Source organism: Pseudarthrobacter defluvii, assembly GCF_030323865.1.
GTDB classification, from domain to species: domain Bacteria; phylum Actinomycetota; class Actinomycetes; order Actinomycetales; family Micrococcaceae; genus Arthrobacter; species Arthrobacter sedimenti.
In genome coordinates this window covers 2,851,946-2,867,979 of the sequence record NZ_CP066362.1, presented here as the reverse complement: position 1 = coordinate 2,867,979, position 16,034 = coordinate 2,851,946, and the positions used below count along the sequence as shown (strand labels likewise).

The following is a 16,034-nucleotide window of genomic DNA, read 5'->3' as shown; positions in this document are numbered from 1 at the left end:
AACGTGAGCGGGCGTTTCTAAAAGACTTGCCAAAGGTGAGCGGGCGTTTCTAAACGACGTGGCAAAGGTGAGCGGGCGTTTCTAAAAGTCCCGCCAAAGGTGAGCGGAAGTTTTAGGTGAGGCCCACGGGGTTGCCTTCCGCGTCCACGTCCATCCGCAGGGCGGCGGGGAGGGCGGGGAGGCCCGGCATGGTCATCACCGCGCCGGTCAGGGCCACGATAAAGCCCGCACCGGTTTTCGGCAGCAGGTCCCGGACGTGGATGGTGAAGCCCTTGGGTGCGCCGAGGCGGGAGGCATCGTCCGTGAACGAGTACTGCGTCTTGGCCATGCAGACCGGCAGGGAGCCCCAGCCGTTCCGCTCGATATCGGCCAAGCGCTTCAGTGCCGGAACGGAGAAGTCCACGCCGTCGGCACCGTAGATCTCCTGGGCAATGGTCCGGATCTTGTCCTCCACAGGCAGCTCCAGCGGGTACAGATGCCGGAAACTGCTGGGCGTCTCCACTGCCTGGGCCACCAATGCGGCGAGCTCGTCACCGCCGTCGCCACCGCCGCCGCGGCCCCACACGTCCGCAACGGCCGCCCGTACCCCCTCCGCGGCGCACCACGCCAGCAGCCAGTCCAGTTCCTCGGGCGAATCGGACGAGAACTGATTGATGGCCACCACCGGCGTGACCCCGAACTTCTCCACATTGCGCACATGCCTGCGCAGGTTGACCACGCCCGCCTCGAGGGCAGCAACATCCGGCCGGGTCAGCTGGTCCTTGGCCACCCCGCCCTGCATCTTCAGGGCACGCACGGTAGCCACCACCACGACGGCGGATGGTGCCAGGCCGCCGTACCGCGCCTTGATGTCCATGAACTTCTCGGCCCCCAGGTCCGCCCCGAAGCCGGCCTCCGTCACCACGATGTCCGCCAGCCGCCGGGCGGTCTGAGTGGCGATGAGCGAGTTGCAGCCGTGCGCGATGTTCGCAAAGGGACCGCCGTGCACCAGCGCAGGTGTGCCGGCAATGGTCTGCACCAGATTGGGCTTGACCGCCTCCTTGAGGAGCAGCGTCAAGGCACCCTCCACCCCGAGGTCCGCCACCGTCACGGGCGCCCGGTCATACGTGTAGCCAAAGGTGATGCGGCCCAGCCGGGAGCGCAGGTCTGCAAGGTCCGTGGCAAGGCAGAAAACGGCCATGATCTCCGATGCCACGGTGATATCGAACCCGTCCTGGCGCGGCACGCCCTGCGTGGGACCGCCCAGGCCAATGACCACCTCCCGCAGGGACCGGTCGTTTATGTCCAGGACGCGCTTGAACGTCATCCTGCGTGGATCGATGTTCAGCGCGTTGCCTTGGTAAATATGGTTGTCCACCAGCGCCATCAGGGCGTTGTTGGCTGACGTGATGGCGTGGAAGTCCCCGGTGAAATGCAGGTTGATCTCGTCCATGGGCAGCACCTGCGAATAACCCCCGCCGGTGGCGCCGCCCTTCATGCCCAGGACCGGGCCCAGCGACGGCTCCCGCAGCGCGATCATCACCTTGTGCCCGGCCCGTGCCAGCGAGTCCGCCAGCCCAACGGTGGTGGTGGATTTGCCCTCGCCCGCCGGGGTGGGCGACATGGCCGACACCAGCACCACCTTGCCGTGCGGAGCGGGGGCAGCGAGGCGGCCAGGATCGATCTTCGCCTTGTACCGCCCGTACATCTCCAGGGCGTCGGCATTGACGCCTGCGGCAGCCGCAATGTCCCCAATGGGCCGGATCCGGGCAGCACGTGCTATTTCAAGATCAGAAGGAAACGCTGACATCCTTGTCCTTTCCTGCACCGGCCCGCGCCGGAGACCTGCCCCTAAGCTAACAGGAGCAGGGCGGAGGACGAAGGAACGTCAGGAAGCGGGAACCACCGGGGCCAGGCGGCGGACCACAAAGTTGTCGACGGCGGCATGGTAGCTTTCCAGCGTAATGGCGGCAGTGCGCTGCCAGCCGGAGTTCTGAGCACGGATGGCGGCGGCACGCCCCAGGTCCTCGCGGGTGGCGGGGTCGTCGTACAGGGCCTCCAGTGCGTCGGCCCAGTCGGCAGCGTGGTGGCCGTCCACCAGCAGCCCGGTGCGGCCGTGGAAGATGGCGCGGGACAGCCCGCCCACGCGGGTGGCCACCACGGGCGTGCCGCAGGCCTGGGCCTCGAGGGCCACCAGTCCGAAGGATTCGCTGAAGGAAGGCATCACCACAACGTCGGCCGCGCGGAACCAGGACGCAAGCTCAGGTGCCTTGACGGGCGGAAGCTGCGTGACGACGTCGTCCATTCCCGCCTCCTTAATCAGGCAGCGGAGGTTGAATTCCTTGTTGCCGCTCAAGGCGCCCAGGATGGTGACGCGCAGGTCGATGTCGGGGCGGCGCTTCCGCAGCAGCGCGGCGGCCTTGACCAGCACCTGCGGACCTTTCAGCCGCTGGATCCGGCCAGCGAAGACCAGATGGAAGGTGTCCGGGCTGACGCCGTGCTCCGCCCTGGACCGTGCCCGGAACGCCGGGGTGAACGTGGCGAGGTCCACGCCCGGCGGCGCGATATCGATGCGGTCGTAGGTGGCCCCGTAGTGGGAGACGAGCTCGGCGGCCTCGGAACTGGTGTTGGCGATGAGCCTGGACGCGCCCTCCACAATGCGGTGCTCGCCCAGCTCACGCCGCCGCGGCTCCGGCTGTTCGCCGGACTCCAACAGAAGGTTCTTGACCTTGGCCATGGTGTGCATGGTGTGCACCAGCGGGACGCCCCACAGCTGGGACAGCTCCAGCCCGGCGATCCCGGACACCCAGTAGTGCGAATGGATCACGTCATAGCGCCCGTGCGGCTGGCGCCGGCGGATCTGCTCGATTTCCGCCACCATGGCGTGCAGCAGCCCGGGCAGCTCCTCCTTGGGGATCTTCCTGGGCGGCCCGGCCAGCACGTTGTGCACGCATACCCCGGGATCGGGATGCTCGACGGCGGGCTGGTCGACGGAAGTGGCGCGCGTAAAGATCTCCACCTCAACACCCGCCTCGGCCAGCGCGGACGCCAGCTCGCGGATGTAGACGTTCATTCCGCCGGCATCGCCCGAACCGGGCTGTTCCATGGGGGAGGTGTGGAGGGAGAGCAAAGCGACCCTGCGGATCAGTGCCATGGAACCTCCTTCCGGGCGCCGGCGCGTGTGAGCGGAGCCGGTTCAGTGCGCATTCGGTAAAACACTACTCCTTCCCGTAACGCCCACCGCCCTCCCACATCTTCCCCAGATCCGGAAATTCCTGTTCGTAGCCGGCCAGGAGCCTGGCGGCCAGGTCCGACGAATCCACCAGCGGATGCCGGGCGAAGGCCGCGAGGGCCGCGGCACGGTCCCCGGTTGTGGCGGCCCGGACCGTGGACCGCTCCACCTCCTTGACCCGCTTAAGCAGCTCGAGCTGCGCGCCGGCGGGCATCTGCTGCGGCAGCGGGACGGCGCCCGCGCTGGTGACAGTGCAGGGGACTTCGACGACGGCGTCCGCGGGAAGGCCGGGAATGGCGGGTTGGGAAGGGCCTGGGCCGGCCGGGGCCGGTTCGGGTGCCCGCGTTTCCGGATTAGCCAAGGGAGGCAGTGCGTTCCGGGTGTTCAGGATCAGCTGGGCCTCCCCGCCACCGGCCAGGGCACGCATGGCAGCCAGCGCCACCCGCTCATACCCGCCGCCGGCAAGGTCCTCCTCGGTCCGGCGTTCGCCGTCACGCCGTGCCTCGGCCAGGTACCCCTCCTCCCGCGACCGCCGGGCCTCCTCCCACAGCCGGTAGGCATCAGGCCCTGCCGCGGCCAGACGCGGATACAGCTCCTGCTGCTGGCTGTGGATGGTTTCACCGCGGGTCTGCGCCATGGCCTGCATCGCCCGCCGGGCGGTGCCCTGCTGGTAGTAGTAATACAGGTACTCGTTGGGCAGCAGCCCCAGTGCGGCCAGGAACGGCTGCGGAAAGAGCCTGCCCTCCTCGAACGACTGCAGGGCAGCGGCGTCTGCCAACAGGCCAGGCAGCACATCCCTCCCGCCGGACTCCAGCCGGTACAGCCAGCCCAAGTGGTTCAGCCCGTAGTAGCCCACGCCGTCGAGCCGATCCTTAGCCAAGGGGACGCCCGCAGCACGCGCGGCCCGCTGCACCAGACCGCCCGCGGAGTCGCAGATCCCCACGACCCGGTGGCCCAGGACAGGGAGGAGCGCCTCCGTAACCATGCCGGCCGGGTTAGTGAAGTTGATCAGCCAGGCGTCCGGGCAGCGCTCCCGCATCAGCCGGGCAAGGCCAAGCATGTGCGGAATGGTCCGGAGGGCGTAGGAAATCCCGCCGGCGCCCGTGGTTTCCTGCCCCAGCAGCCCAAGGTCCTGGGCGACCTTCTCATCGGCGATCCGCCCGGCCGTGCCGCCCGGGCGGATCGCCGCGAACACCATGTCGGTACCGTCAAGGGCCTCGGGGAGAACGGTTGTGGCACGCACGGGAAGCCGCGCACCCTGTCTCGCGGGCATGCTCTGCAGCACCGAGGTGACGGCCTGCAGCCGGGCAGGATCGACGTCGTACAGCACCAGCTCGGCGACCAGACCGGAAAAGGGACCGGCCACCAAAGCCCGGTATATGAGCGGCACCCGGAAACCCCCGCCGCCAGCGATCATCAGCCGCATGCATGAAGTCTAGGACCGGCCCCTGACACCGTGTCCAGACCGTTCCAAAGGCCCTACCGCAGCACGGCGGTGCGGCGTATCCTTCGCACTATGGACGCGATGCCAGCCCGCCCCTTCGATCCGCTGGCTGCCGTCCGATCGCACGGCGAACCTGGGTTCGACCTCCTGCTCGCCGGGACCGTTTTCCAGGACATCATCTTCACCGGACTGCCGCACGGGCCCGAACCCGGCACCGAAATCTGGAGCGACGGCATGGGCAGCTGCCCCGGCGGGGTGGCGAACCAAGCCATCGCCGCCGCCAGGCTGGGGCTGCGCACCGGTCTTGCGGCGGCATTTGGGGACGACGGCTACGGGGACTTCAACTGGAAGATCCTTTCCGGGCAGGAGCACGTGGATCTCAGCCTGTCCCGCCGCGTCCCGGGCTGGCACTCGCCCGTCACCGTGTCCCTCTGCGTGGACCAGGACCGCTCCCTGGTGACCCACGGGCACTCCGCCCCGGTGACAAACTCCGAACTGATCGGAGACCCGCCCAACACGCTCGCCGGCATAGCCGAGGTGGGCCTGGAGATGGAACCGTGGGCCCGGGCCGCGCATTCGGCCGGAGTGAAGCTGTTCGGGGACGTGGGATGGGACCCCAGCGGGGAATGGGCGCCGGTGCGGCTGGACAACCTGCAGTACTTTTACGCCTTCCTGCCAAACCAACGCGAGGCCATGGCCTTCACCGGCAAGGACAACCCGTGGAACGCCCTCTACGCACTGGCTGACCGCGTACCCGTGGCGGTGGTGACCCTCGGAGCGCAGGGCGCCATGGCGGTGGACTCGGAAACGGGGGAGGAGGAATGGGTGCCGTCCCTGCCGGTCAAGGCCCACGACCCCACGGGAGCCGGCGACTGCTTTGACGCCGCCTTCATCGTGGGCACCCTCGCAGGGTGGCCGCTGGGGGACAGGCTGCGGTTTGCCAACCTGTGCGCATCGCTGGCCGTGCAGGAGGTGGGCGGATCCCTGGCAGCACCGGGCTGGGGGGACATCGCCGACTGGTGGAAACGCGCCAACGCCCGGCCCGAACGGCAGACCAGCCAGTGGCTGCGGCGCTTCGGGTTCCTGGCGGACATCATCGAGGACGTGCCGTTGGCTGCCCAGCGCCGGGCCTCAGCCACCATCGCGCACCTCTCGGATGCCTGAGTGATGCTGGAGGCCCTGATTATTCGGCGCGAAGTGCCCGCACTAGAATCAATTAGGTGACCTACCCCGCAACAACCGGTGAATTCAGTGCTGCCTCCGGGCCGGACCCCCGCCATGAGCGGTCCGCCGTAATCGACCTGGACGCCATCCGGCACAACGTCCGCCGGCTTGCCGCCGCTGCTTCCCCCGCAAAAGTCATGGCGGTCGTCAAGGCCGATGCGTACGGGCATGGTGCCGTTCCAGTGGCCCGCGCAGCCCTGCAGGCAGGCGCCTCCTGGCTTGGCGTGGCCCACATTTCCGAGGCCCTCGCGCTGCGTGCCGCCGGCATCGATGCGCCGCTGCTCGCCTGGCTGCACACCACGGACAGTAACTTTGGCGCGGCCGTGGCTGCCGGCGTCGACATCGGCTGCTCCGGCTGGGAGCTGGAACGCATCGTTGCCGCGGCACGTGAGCAGGAACGCCCCGCCCGCATCCACCTGAAGGTGGACACCGGGCTTGGCCGCAACGGCGCCACCCCTGAGACCTGGGACCGGCTGGTGGGGGAGGCCGTGGAATACCAGGACCAGGGACTGCTGCGCGTGGTGGGCATCTTCTCCCACCTGGCCGTCGCCGACGAACCGGAGCGGCCCGAAACAGACCAGCAAGTGGCAGCCTTCCGTGAGGCGCTCGCTATCGCCGAGGATGCGGGCGTGGACCTTGAGGTCCGGCACCTGGCCAACACCCCGGCCACGTTGTCCCGGCCGGACACCCACTTCGACCTGGTGCGCGTTGGCCTGGGCATTTACGGGCTTTCGCCGTTCGATGGGACCACGTCCGCTGAGCTGGGCCTCCGCCCGGCCATGACCCTGCGCACCTTGGTGTCGCAGTGCAAGGCCGTTCCCGCGGGGCAGGGCGTCTCCTACGGGCTGCACTACCGCACCAGGGAAGCCAGCACCCTCGCGCTCATTCCGATGGGTTATGCCGACGGCGTTCCCCGCGTCGCCACCGGCGGTCCCGTCCGCATCGCCGGCAAGACCTACCCCGTGGTGGGGCGGATCGCCATGGACCAGATGGTTATTGACCTGGGGCCGGAAACTTCTGGAGCCGGCCTGCAGGGCACCGAAGCGGAACTGTTCGGTAGTGGCGCGGACGGTGGGCCCACGGCTGACGACTGGGCGCGCGCCGCCGGAACCATCAACTACGAGGTGGTGACGCGGATCAGCCCACGCGTTCCCCGCCGTTTTATCAACGAGGACCAGCCGGCGGACAACAGCCAGGGCCTGGCGGGCGTGCCCGGCAAGGCAGGAGCCGCATGAGCGCGCCCGGGCAGTTGGCGGCCAACTGGGAAAAGACGTTTACGGCGACGACGGCGGAACAGACCCACGCGTTCGGCGCCCGCTTGGCGGGGGTGCTGCGGGCCGGGGACCTGCTGGTGCTCTCCGGCGAGCTTGGTGCCGGGAAGACCACCTTCACGCAGGGGCTGGGCGAGGGCCTGGGGGTTCGCCCGGGCATCATCTCGCCCACCTTCGTCCTGGTCCGGATCCATCCCAACCTGCCGGGCGGTCCGCGTCCCGGCGGACCGGACCTGGTCCACGTGGATGCGTACCGGCTGGGCTCGGCCGCGGAGATCGATGACATCGACCTTGAAAACACCATGGACTCCTCCGTCACGGTGGTGGAGTGGGGGCACGAACGGGTGGAACACCTGAGCGAGAGCCGGCTGGAGATCGACCTGCACCGTGCCATCGGACTGGGTGGCATCGGGCGGGGGACCACCGGGCCGGGAACCTCCGTGAACCTGGACTTCGACGGCGAGGACACTGACGAACCCCGCACTATCGTGATGCGCGGCTATGGGCCCCGGTGGGAAACCGCTCCCGAACTCGGAAGCCCGGAAGGGAGCAACCCGTGCTGATCCTCGCCATTGATACGTCGGCCGTGGCCAGCGCCGCGCTGGTGTCGGACGATGCCCCGGAAAGCGTGGTGGCAAGCTTCGCCACGGAGGACACCCGCAGCCACGCGGAGGTGCTCGCCCCGGGCATCCACACCATGCTGTCCGAGGCGGGAGTCAAGGGGCAGGACGTCGACGCCATCGTGGTGGGCGTGGGTCCCGGCCCCTTCACCGGGCTACGTTCGGGCATTGCCACGGCGCGCACCCTGGCATTCGTCTGGGGCAAGCCCCTGCACGGCGTGATGAGCCTGGACGCCGTGGCCCTTGAAGTTGCGGAGTCCACGGCGGCGCCTTCCGAGTTCCTGGTGGTCACGGACGCCCGCCGCAAGGAGGTCTACTGGGCCCGCTACAGCCTAAGTGATGCCCAGTTGCCCCAACTGGAGGACGGCCCGCACGTCGGGTTTGCGGCAGACCTGCCGGACCTGCCAGCCTTCGGTGCGGGTGCCGGGCTCTACGCCGAGACGCTCCAGGCGCACCCCGAGTTCGCCGGCGAGCAGCCGGACGCCCTGTACCTTGGCCAGTTCGCGCTCGCGCGGCTCGCCTCCGGACATACCTTGCTGGACTCCACCCCCCTCTACCTGCGCGAATCGGACGCGCAGGTTCCCGGACCACGGAAGCGGGCATTGTGACCACCATCCCGGACCCCCGCATGGCCGGAATCACCATCCGCGACATGACCCTGGACGACGTGCCCGCCGTCGGCGTTCTCGAACACAGGCTCTTCCCGATTGACGCCTGGCCCGTGCAAATGTTCCTGGACGAGCTCTCCCAGCCGGAGACCCGCCGCTACCTGGTGGCGGAGGGCAGCGACGGCATCGTAGGGTACGCCGGCCTGATGTGCATCGAGCCCATAGCGGACGTCCAAACCATCGCCGTCGTCCCTGGTTATGAGGGGCGCGGCATCGGCAGCACGCTGCTCACGCACCTGATCGATGAGGCGCGGCAGCGCGGCGCCGCGGACGTCCTGCTGGAGGTCCGTGCCGACAACCCCCGGGCGCAGCAGTTGTATGTGCGGTTTGGCTTCGAACAGATCCATATCCGGCCCCGCTATTACCGCGACGGCGTGGACGCCCTCATCATGCGCCTCCAGCTGACCGCACCGCACCCCGAAGGCCACGAAGCAACGGAAGCAGGCCAGGCATGAACCGTACGCAGCCCCTGGTGCTGGGCATCGAATCGTCCTGCGACGAAACCGGCGTGGGCCTCGTCCGTGGCACTGAACTCTTGACCAACACGGTGTCGTCCTCCATGGACGAGCACGTCCGCTTCGGCGGGGTCATCCCCGAGATCGCTTCCCGGGCGCACCTGGACGCCTTCGTCCCCACCCTCGAGCAGGCCCTGGCGGACGCCGGGGTGAGCCTGGAGGAAGTGGACGCCATCGCGGTCACCTCCGGACCCGGGCTTGCCGGCGCGTTGATGGTGGGCGTGTGCGCTGCCAAGGCGCTCGCCGTAGCCACCGGAAAGCCCCTGTTCGCGATCAACCACCTGGTGGCGCACGTCGGCGTGGGGCTCCTGGATGACCGCGCGAGCGGCCGGAAGCAGGAGCTGCCGGAAAACCTGGGGGCCCTGCTGGTGTCCGGCGGCCACACCGAAATCCTGCGGATCAACAGCATCACCAGCGACGTGGAACTCCTCGGCTCCACCATCGACGACGCCGCCGGCGAGGCATACGACAAAGTGGCACGCATCCTGGGGCTCGGCTACCCGGGCGGACCCGCCATCGACAAAATGGCCCGCAGCGGCAACCCGAAGGCGATCCGCTTTCCCCGCGGCCTCACCCAGCCCAAGTACATGGGCACGGCGGATGAGCCCGGGCCGCACCGGTACGACTGGTCCTTCAGCGGGCTTAAGACGGCGGTAGCCCGGTGCGTGGAGCAGTTCGAGGCGCGCGGGGAAGAGATCCCCGTGGCAGACATCGCGGCGGCGTTCCAGGAGGCGGTGGTGGACGTGGTTTCGTCCAAGGCGGTCCTGGCTTGCCGCGAGCACGGCATCAAGGACGTCCTGCTGGGCGGCGGCGTGGCCGCAAACTCCCGCCTGCGGGAACTCACCGGGCAGCGTTGCGCCTCCGCCGGCATCCGGCTGCATGTTCCGCCGCTGGACCTCTGCACGGACAACGGCGCCATGGTGGCCGCCCTCGGTGCCCAGCTGGTGATGGCGGGCGTCGAGCCCAGCGGGATCGGGTTCGCCCCGGACTCGTCGATGCCGGTCACCGCAGTGTCCCTTCCGGCCTGAGCCCTTCAAACCGCCGGATGCTCCATCAGATATGGCTCCCAAACCGGCGGTTTAGGAGTCATATCTGATAGAGCAACTCAGGCGGTGAGAGTGGCGATGACAAGCAACGCCACGTCGTGCAGGCCATGGGCAGTTCCGGTGGCGAACGTTGAGCAGTGCCGGATCTTTATCCGGGCAGCGCTCCACAGCACACCGAAGAACATGGTTACCAGGACCTGAAGCACGTCCTGGCCGCCGGGGTAATGCCACAGTCCGAAGAGCGCCGAGGACAGCAGCACGCCGGTTGCCCCGGAGCGCAGGTTCCGGCGCAGCGCGCCCAGGACGTAGCCGCGCCAAATGAACTCCTCGCCAAACCCCACCAGCAGAAAGCTGCGCAGTGCCGCGTACAGGAAGGGCAGTAATCCGGTCTGGCCTTCGCCAAACATGTGGAAGCCCAGCGCGGCCAAGGCCAGGGTCACGGCCAGCGTGACGGCCAGGAGCGCAAGGGCAGTCAGAAGCTGCAGCCCGGCATGCCGCGTGGAGAACCCGACGGCGGCGGCGAACCTGATCCCCTCAGCCCGGCCTGCCAGGGCAACGGACCCGAAGGAAACCACGAAGGGTGCAAGGCTGGCGGCGATCTGAACCGGAGGCTGGGCCTGCTCCGTGGCAGCAGCCAGCAAAGGCCAGAGCGCCGCCACGGCGAAGAGCACGAGCAGCACGCCTATGAGGGGAAGGAGCCGGCCGGTCCGGCTGCCCACAGGAACCGTAGGGGACACCCAGCCTCCTTCCCGCAGGAACTCACACGCCTACACGAAGAATTGCCCCGTACTGCGGGGCCGGGCAGGGCCCAAAGGCCCATCAAACCCCTCAAACACCAGTTGCTCTATCAGATATGGCTCCCAAACCGGCGGTTTGGGAGCCATATCTGATAGGGCAAGTCAGGCGGTGGGGCCGTTGCGCATCTGCTTGACCAGGTCCAGCACCACGGCCTGCAGGTTTCCGCCGTTTTCCTCGGCCACGCGGCGTTGGCGCTGGTAACCGGCGCCGCGGCGGATGATCTTCTCCACATCGGCAAGCTCGTCGGAGCAGCGCAGCTTGGCCGCCACGGGTTCCAGCCGGTTCAGCGTTTCCAGCAGGTGGTCGGTGACCAGCTGCTCGCGGCCTGCGGCGTCCAGGATGATGATGGCGTCCATGCCGTAGCGGGCGGCGCGCCATTTGTTCTCCTGGACGTGCCATGGCGGCATGGTGGGGATGGTGCCGCCGTTGTCCAGGATGGTGGAGAACTCGTCCACCAGGCATTGGGTGAGGGCCGCGATGGCGCCCACTTCCTCCAGCGTGGCCAGGCCGTCGCAGATGCGCATCTCAATGGTGCCCAGGGCGGGAACAGGCCGGATGTCCCACCGGATCTCCGAGATAGTGTCGATGACGCCCGTGGTGAACATGTCCTGCACGTAGGACTCATACTCTGCCCAGGACTTGAACTGGAAGGGCAGTCCGGCGGTGGGAAGCTGCTGGAACATCAGTGCGCGCTGGGACGCGTAGCCGGTGTCCTCGCCACCCCAATACGGGCTGGACGCGGAGAGCGCCTGGAAATGCGGGAAGTAGTTGAGCAGGCCGTCCAGCACGGGGAGGGCCTTGTCCCGGCGGTCCAGCCCCACGTGGACATGGACGCCGTAAATGACCATCTGCCGGCCCCACCACTGGGTCCGGTCGATAAGCTTGGCGTAGCGCGCCTTGTCGGTGACCGGCTGCAGCTGCGGCGGGCTGAAGGGATGGCTGCCGGCGCAGAACAATTCCACGCCCATGGGATCTGTGATTTCGCGGACAGCGGCGACGGACCGGCTGAGGTCCTCCTTGGCCTCGGCCGCTGTCTCGCAGATACCCGTGACCAGTTCCACCGTGTTCAGCAGCAGCTCCTGCTTGATGTGCGGATGTTCGTCGTCTTCGTTGAGCTCGGGGTGGCGGGAGGCCACGCCGCGGAGCACCTGGTTGGCCACGGAGGCGAGCTCGCCCGTCTTTCCGTCCACCAGGGCAAGCTCCCACTCAACACCGAGGGTCGACTGCCTCGATGACGCGAAGTCGATCTTCACACGTTTCCTTACTCTCCGGTTTGCCGCTGGCTGATGCCGCTCACAGGCTGCTGCCGGCAGGCGAACGGGTGTTTCAAGTCTATAGGGCAGGGGTAGCATCCTATTGATGGCACCATTCCCCCTGCGTCACAGCCCTGCCAAATTCTTCCCCCTCCTCCTGGCCTTGTCAGCCCTCGCCCTGGCCTCGTGTTCCCCATCCCCGAACGCGGCCCCGCCGTCGTCCTCCGCGCCGCCCACCGAGGCGTCCCCAGCGGCACCGGCAAGTACGACGCCGGAACCTCCTTCAGCTTCTCCGTCACCCGATCCGGGTTCCCGGCCTTTGGGGTGGGGACCGGAGCAGCGGGACCAGGACGCCGCCGCGGCGGCCGTGGCGGCGATGTCGCCGGAGCAAAAGGCCGGCCAGGTCCTGCTGCCGTTCTTCAAGGGCAATCAGGTGGAGGCCCACGCCGCGCTCATCCAGCGCCTGCATCTTGCGGGGTCCATCATCATGGGCGACAACGTGCCGCTGGACGGCCAGGGAAACGTCGACGTGGCCGCCATGGGAGCCGTGAACCAGCGGCTGCTGCAGGCTGTTGCGGCCGACGGCCGGCGCTGGCCGGGGATCATCGGGGTGGACCAGGAAGGCGGTGCCGTGGCACGCCTCGGGGCGCCCCTTACCGACTGGCCCACTCCCATGAGCTACGGTGCCGCCGGAAACCCGGACCTCACGCGCAAAGGCGGCAAGGGACTGGCGGCTGAGCTGGCCCCGCTGGGCTTCGATCTGGACTTCGCCCCCGACACCGATGTAACCATCGGTCCCAGCGACCCCACCATCGGGGCCCGCTCCATGTCCGCCGACCCCGTGGCAGCGGCCACCCACGGCGTGGCCTTTTCGCAGGGCATGCTGGACGCCGGCGTGCTTCCCAGCGTCAAGCACTTCCCGGGACACGGATCCGTGACTGCAGATTCGCATCTGAGCCTTCCCGTGCAGCCGGCCGGCATCGACGCTCTCAGGGCCCGGGACTGGAAGCCCTTCCAGGCCGCCGTGGGCGCAGGCCTGCCGATCATCATGACCGGGCACATCGCCGTGCCTGCGCTGGAACCCGGCGTGCCGTCGTCGCTCTCTGCCCCGAGTTACGCGGCACTGAGGGGGCTGGGCTTCAAGGGGGTGGCCGTGACTGATGCCCTTAACATGGGCGCGGTGGACAACCAATACCCGGCTGGGGCTGCCGCGGTGAAGGCGCTCGCCGCCGGCGCCGACCTGCTGCTGATGCCGGCGGACGTGGCACAGGCCCATGCCGCCATCGTCCAGGCCGTCGCCGCGGGCACCCTTCCCGCCGCCCGGCTGGATGAGGCAGCGCAGCGGGTGGCCACCATGATGATCTGGCATGCCCGGACCAAGCCTGCTCCCGGAACGCCGGGCGCCGGTGCTCCGGCCGGAAGTGCTGCCGCCTTGTCGGCCCAGGTGTCGGCGTCTGCCGTCACGGTGGTGTCCGGCCCCTGCGCCGGACCGCTGGTGCCCGGCTCCGTGCGTGTGGCCGGCGGGGGACCGGGGGACCGGGAGCGGTTCGAAGCCGCAGCCGCCCGCGCCGGCGTCAAGACCGGTTCGGGACCGCTGGTCAACCTGATCGGTTTCGGCGGAAAACCGGCCGGGGGCGACATCGCGGTGGCCCTGGATGCCCCGTGGCCGCTCCAGGGCTCCACTGCGCCGGTGAAACTGGCACTTTATGGGCATACCGACGCCGCTTTCGATGCACTGGCCGCCGTCCTGGCAGGGAAGGCGCCCGCCCCTGGGAAGCTTCCCGCCGCCGTCGGGCCCTTCCCTGCGGGAACCGGCTGCCCCTGACCGCACCACGGCGCCGGGCGAACGCGGGTTTAATGGTCTGGTGCCCATTCTGAATAAAGACATGACCCTTTGCATCTCGCTCTCGGCCCGGCCCAGCAACAACGGGACCCGGTTCCACAACCACCTGTATGGCCAGCTGGACCTGAACTGGATCTACAAGGCGTTCGCGCCCACCAACCTGGAGCAGGCCATCGCCGGTGTCCGCGGGCTGGGCATCCGCGGCTGCGCCATCTCCATGCCATACAAGGAAGACGTCATCGCGCTGGTGGACGAGATGGATCCGTCCGCCAAGGCCATCGACTCCGTGAACACCATCGTGAACACGGACGGGCACCTCAAGGCGTACAACACCGACTACACGGCCATCGAGCAGCTGCTGGCCGCCAATGCGGTGCCCACCGACTATTCGGTGCTGGTCCAGGGCGCGGGTGGGATGGCGAAGGCCACGGTCGCTGCCCTGCGGGACGCCGGCTTCAAGGACGTCACCGTCATCGCCCGGAACGAGGGCGCCGGGCGTGCGCTCGCCGACCAGTACGGCTTCCAGTGGCGTGCAGCGCTCGACGGCGGGACGGCCGACCTGATCATCAACGTCACCCCCATCGGCATGGCGGGAGGGGCGGAAGCGGACAGCCTGGCTTTTCCTGCCGAAGCCATCGAGGCCGCCCGCGTGGTGTTCGACGTGGTGGCGCTGCCTGCCGAAACGCCGCTGATCCGCGCTGCCAGGGCAGCCGGCAAGCCAGTCATTACCGGTGCGGAGGTGGCCACCATCCAGGCGCTGGAGCAGTTCGTCCTGTACACGGGGGTAAGGCCGACGGGAGAGCAGGTGCGGGCCGCCGAGGAATTCATGCGCGCCCAGTAGCTGCGCGAGGGGCTCCCGGCCAGGCAGTCAGACGGGTTCCACCACGATAGCCACCCGGTCCTCGCCGATGCGGGTCAGGACCAGGGTGGCCGTTTTGCCGCCCTTCCTGGCTCCGCCCTTGCCGCCGGTGTTCTTCCCGCCCGGCAGCAGCTGCTTCCGCAGCTCTTCCGGGGTCACCGCGGTGCCGCGTTTCTTGATGTCCAGCACGGTGATGCCCTCCTGCTTCACCCACGCCTTCAGCGCCTTGACGTTGTAGGGCATGACCTGCAGGACCTTGTAGGCCCTGGCAAAGGGGGTGTCCAGGAGCTCCGGGGCGCAGATGTAGGCGATGTGCTCATCCACCAAGTGTCCGCCGAGTTCCAGCGCCACGTCCGCCACCAACCCGGTGCGGATCACGGCGCCGTCGGGTTCGTACAGGTACCCCTCCACGGCTCCCACCGGCGCTGTCGGGCCGGCGCCGAAGTCCTCCCCGCTGGTGAGCTCGGCCGGCCCTTGGGAACCCAGGACCAGGGCAGCGCGGCGGACACCGGGCCTGCGCACGGCGTTGAACCACAAGGTCACTTCGGTGACGTCGCCGCCTACCGACACCCATTGCGCCTCGCACCCGGCGGGAACGGATTCGTGCGGCATGCCCGGGCCCATCTTCACTCCCACCGCCTTCCCCCCGGCGGCGAGCGACTCCACGAAGGACAACGGCGGCGAGAACGCCTCGGGGTCCCAGATCCGTTTGGTGCCGGAGGTGGAGGTGACGCGGCGGGCCGGATCCAGCCAGACGCCGTCGATCCCTTCCAGCGGGACCGCCGCCGCGTCCGCGTGGACCACCGTGGCGTTGGGGAACGGGATGAGGTTCACTGTGGCGCAGGCCGCGGTGGTTTCATCCATTTCGACGGCGGTGACGTTGATGTCCAGGGAAGCCAGGGCCAGTGAGTCGGCGCCGAGGCCGCAGCCCAGGTCCGCCACGTGGTTGATCCCCGCAGCCGCGAACCGGCGTGCGTGGTGGGCGGCGACATTCAGGCGCGTGGCCTGCTCCAGTCCGGCCTGGGTGAAGAGCATCTGCCGGGCAAACTCGCCGAATTTCGCCTCGGCCCGGGTCCGCAGCCGGGACTGCGTGAGCACGGCGGATACGAGCTCGGGAGAGTGCCCGGCCTTGCGGAGGGCGGAATTAAGCTCGAACGAATCCTCGTCCCGGTAGGGGCCCAGGGACGCCAGCAGCTCCCAGCCCTCGGGGGTCAACAGCGGTGCGATCTGGTCCTGTGCAATCTGGTCCTGGGGAGCGTGAGCCATGGGTTCCAGCGTAGTG

14 protein-coding genes are annotated in these 16,034 nt (G+C 68.5%); 8 read left to right on the top strand and 6 right to left on the bottom strand.

Annotated elements, in window-relative coordinates:
- Positions 1-112: 112 nt before the first annotated feature.
- The 3 genes from JCQ34_RS13200 to JCQ34_RS13190 form a co-directional block, all read right to left on the bottom strand.
- Complete coding sequence (locus JCQ34_RS13200; RefSeq protein ID WP_286398127.1) at positions 113-1,789, bottom strand: formate--tetrahydrofolate ligase; 1,677 nt, start codon at positions 1,787-1,789, stop codon at positions 113-115.
- A 78-nt stretch (positions 1,790-1,867) separates the two neighbouring features.
- On the bottom strand, positions 1,868-3,133 hold the full coding sequence (gene mshA, locus JCQ34_RS13195) for a D-inositol-3-phosphate glycosyltransferase (RefSeq protein WP_286398125.1): 1,266 nt from the start codon (positions 3,131-3,133) through the stop codon (positions 1,868-1,870).
- Between the two features lie 64 nt (positions 3,134-3,197).
- The gene (locus tag JCQ34_RS13190) at positions 3,198-4,637 is read right to left on the bottom strand and encodes a 6-phospho-beta-glucosidase (protein WP_286398123.1); all 1,440 of its coding nucleotides are present in this window, start codon (positions 4,635-4,637) and stop codon (positions 3,198-3,200) included.
- A gap of 90 nt (positions 4,638-4,727) precedes the next feature.
- Between JCQ34_RS13190 and JCQ34_RS13185 the strand changes: the two genes are divergently transcribed.
- Genes JCQ34_RS13185 through tsaD form a run of 6 tightly spaced genes read left to right on the top strand, consistent with a single transcriptional unit; the run spans position 4,728 to position 9,981 of the window.
- Entirely contained in the window at positions 4,728-5,819 is a 1,092-nt protein-coding gene (locus tag JCQ34_RS13185) for a carbohydrate kinase family protein (RefSeq protein ID WP_286398121.1), read from the top strand.
- A 56-nt stretch (positions 5,820-5,875) separates the two neighbouring features.
- A complete protein-coding gene (alr, locus tag JCQ34_RS13180) occupies positions 5,876-7,114 on the top strand; it encodes an alanine racemase (protein WP_286398120.1) in 1,239 nt (412 codons plus the stop codon).
- Positions 7,111-7,713: a tRNA (adenosine(37)-N6)-threonylcarbamoyltransferase complex ATPase subunit type 1 TsaE gene (gene tsaE / locus JCQ34_RS13175; RefSeq protein WP_286398118.1), complete on the top strand. Its 603-nt coding sequence runs from the start codon at positions 7,111-7,113 to the stop codon at positions 7,711-7,713. The genes alr and tsaE overlap by 4 nt, the downstream gene beginning before the upstream one ends.
- Positions 7,707-8,378, top strand: a complete 672-nt coding sequence (gene tsaB, locus JCQ34_RS13170) for a tRNA (adenosine(37)-N6)-threonylcarbamoyltransferase complex dimerization subunit type 1 TsaB (RefSeq protein WP_286398116.1) — start codon at positions 7,707-7,709, stop codon at positions 8,376-8,378. Before tsaE ends, tsaB begins: the two co-directional genes overlap by 7 nt.
- A gap of 20 nt (positions 8,379-8,398) precedes the next feature.
- On the top strand, positions 8,399-8,893 hold the full coding sequence (gene rimI / locus JCQ34_RS13165) for a ribosomal protein S18-alanine N-acetyltransferase (protein WP_286404512.1): 495 nt from the start codon (positions 8,399-8,401) through the stop codon (positions 8,891-8,893).
- On the top strand, positions 8,890-9,981 hold the full coding sequence (tsaD, locus tag JCQ34_RS13160) for a tRNA (adenosine(37)-N6)-threonylcarbamoyltransferase complex transferase subunit TsaD (RefSeq protein WP_286398114.1): 1,092 nt from the start codon (positions 8,890-8,892) through the stop codon (positions 9,979-9,981). The genes rimI and tsaD overlap by 4 nt, the downstream gene beginning before the upstream one ends.
- A gap of 77 nt (positions 9,982-10,058) precedes the next feature.
- Here tsaD and JCQ34_RS13155 read toward each other — a convergent pair whose 3' ends face one another.
- Together JCQ34_RS13155 and JCQ34_RS13150 are read right to left on the bottom strand one after the other, a co-directional pair.
- Positions 10,059-10,736 carry a CPBP family intramembrane glutamic endopeptidase gene (locus tag JCQ34_RS13155; RefSeq protein WP_286398113.1) on the bottom strand — a complete coding sequence of 226 codons (678 nt, stop codon included), beginning with the start codon at positions 10,734-10,736 and terminating at the stop codon, positions 10,059-10,061.
- 162 nt (positions 10,737-10,898) lie between these two features.
- Positions 10,899-12,050 (bottom strand): glutamate--cysteine ligase, encoded by a 1,152-nt coding sequence (locus JCQ34_RS13150; RefSeq protein ID WP_286398112.1) that lies wholly within the window; start codon positions 12,048-12,050, stop codon positions 10,899-10,901.
- 376 nt (positions 12,051-12,426) lie between these two features.
- Here JCQ34_RS13150 and JCQ34_RS13145 point away from each other — a divergent pair, with 376 nt between their 5' ends.
- Both JCQ34_RS13145 and JCQ34_RS13140 read left to right on the top strand, forming a co-directional pair.
- Positions 12,427-13,875: a glycoside hydrolase family 3 N-terminal domain-containing protein gene (locus tag JCQ34_RS13145; RefSeq protein ID WP_286404510.1), complete on the top strand. Its 1,449-nt coding sequence runs from the start codon at positions 12,427-12,429 to the stop codon at positions 13,873-13,875.
- Positions 13,876-13,915: 40 nt separating this feature from the next.
- Positions 13,916-14,734, top strand: a complete 819-nt coding sequence (locus JCQ34_RS13140) for a shikimate 5-dehydrogenase (RefSeq protein WP_286398110.1) — start codon at positions 13,916-13,918, stop codon at positions 14,732-14,734.
- A gap of 27 nt (positions 14,735-14,761) precedes the next feature.
- Here JCQ34_RS13140 and JCQ34_RS13135 read toward each other — a convergent pair whose 3' ends face one another.
- Positions 14,762-16,018, bottom strand: coding sequence for a class I SAM-dependent methyltransferase (locus JCQ34_RS13135; RefSeq protein ID WP_286398108.1), 1,257 nt, complete (start codon positions 16,016-16,018; stop codon positions 14,762-14,764).
- Positions 16,019-16,034 lie beyond the last annotated feature (16 nt).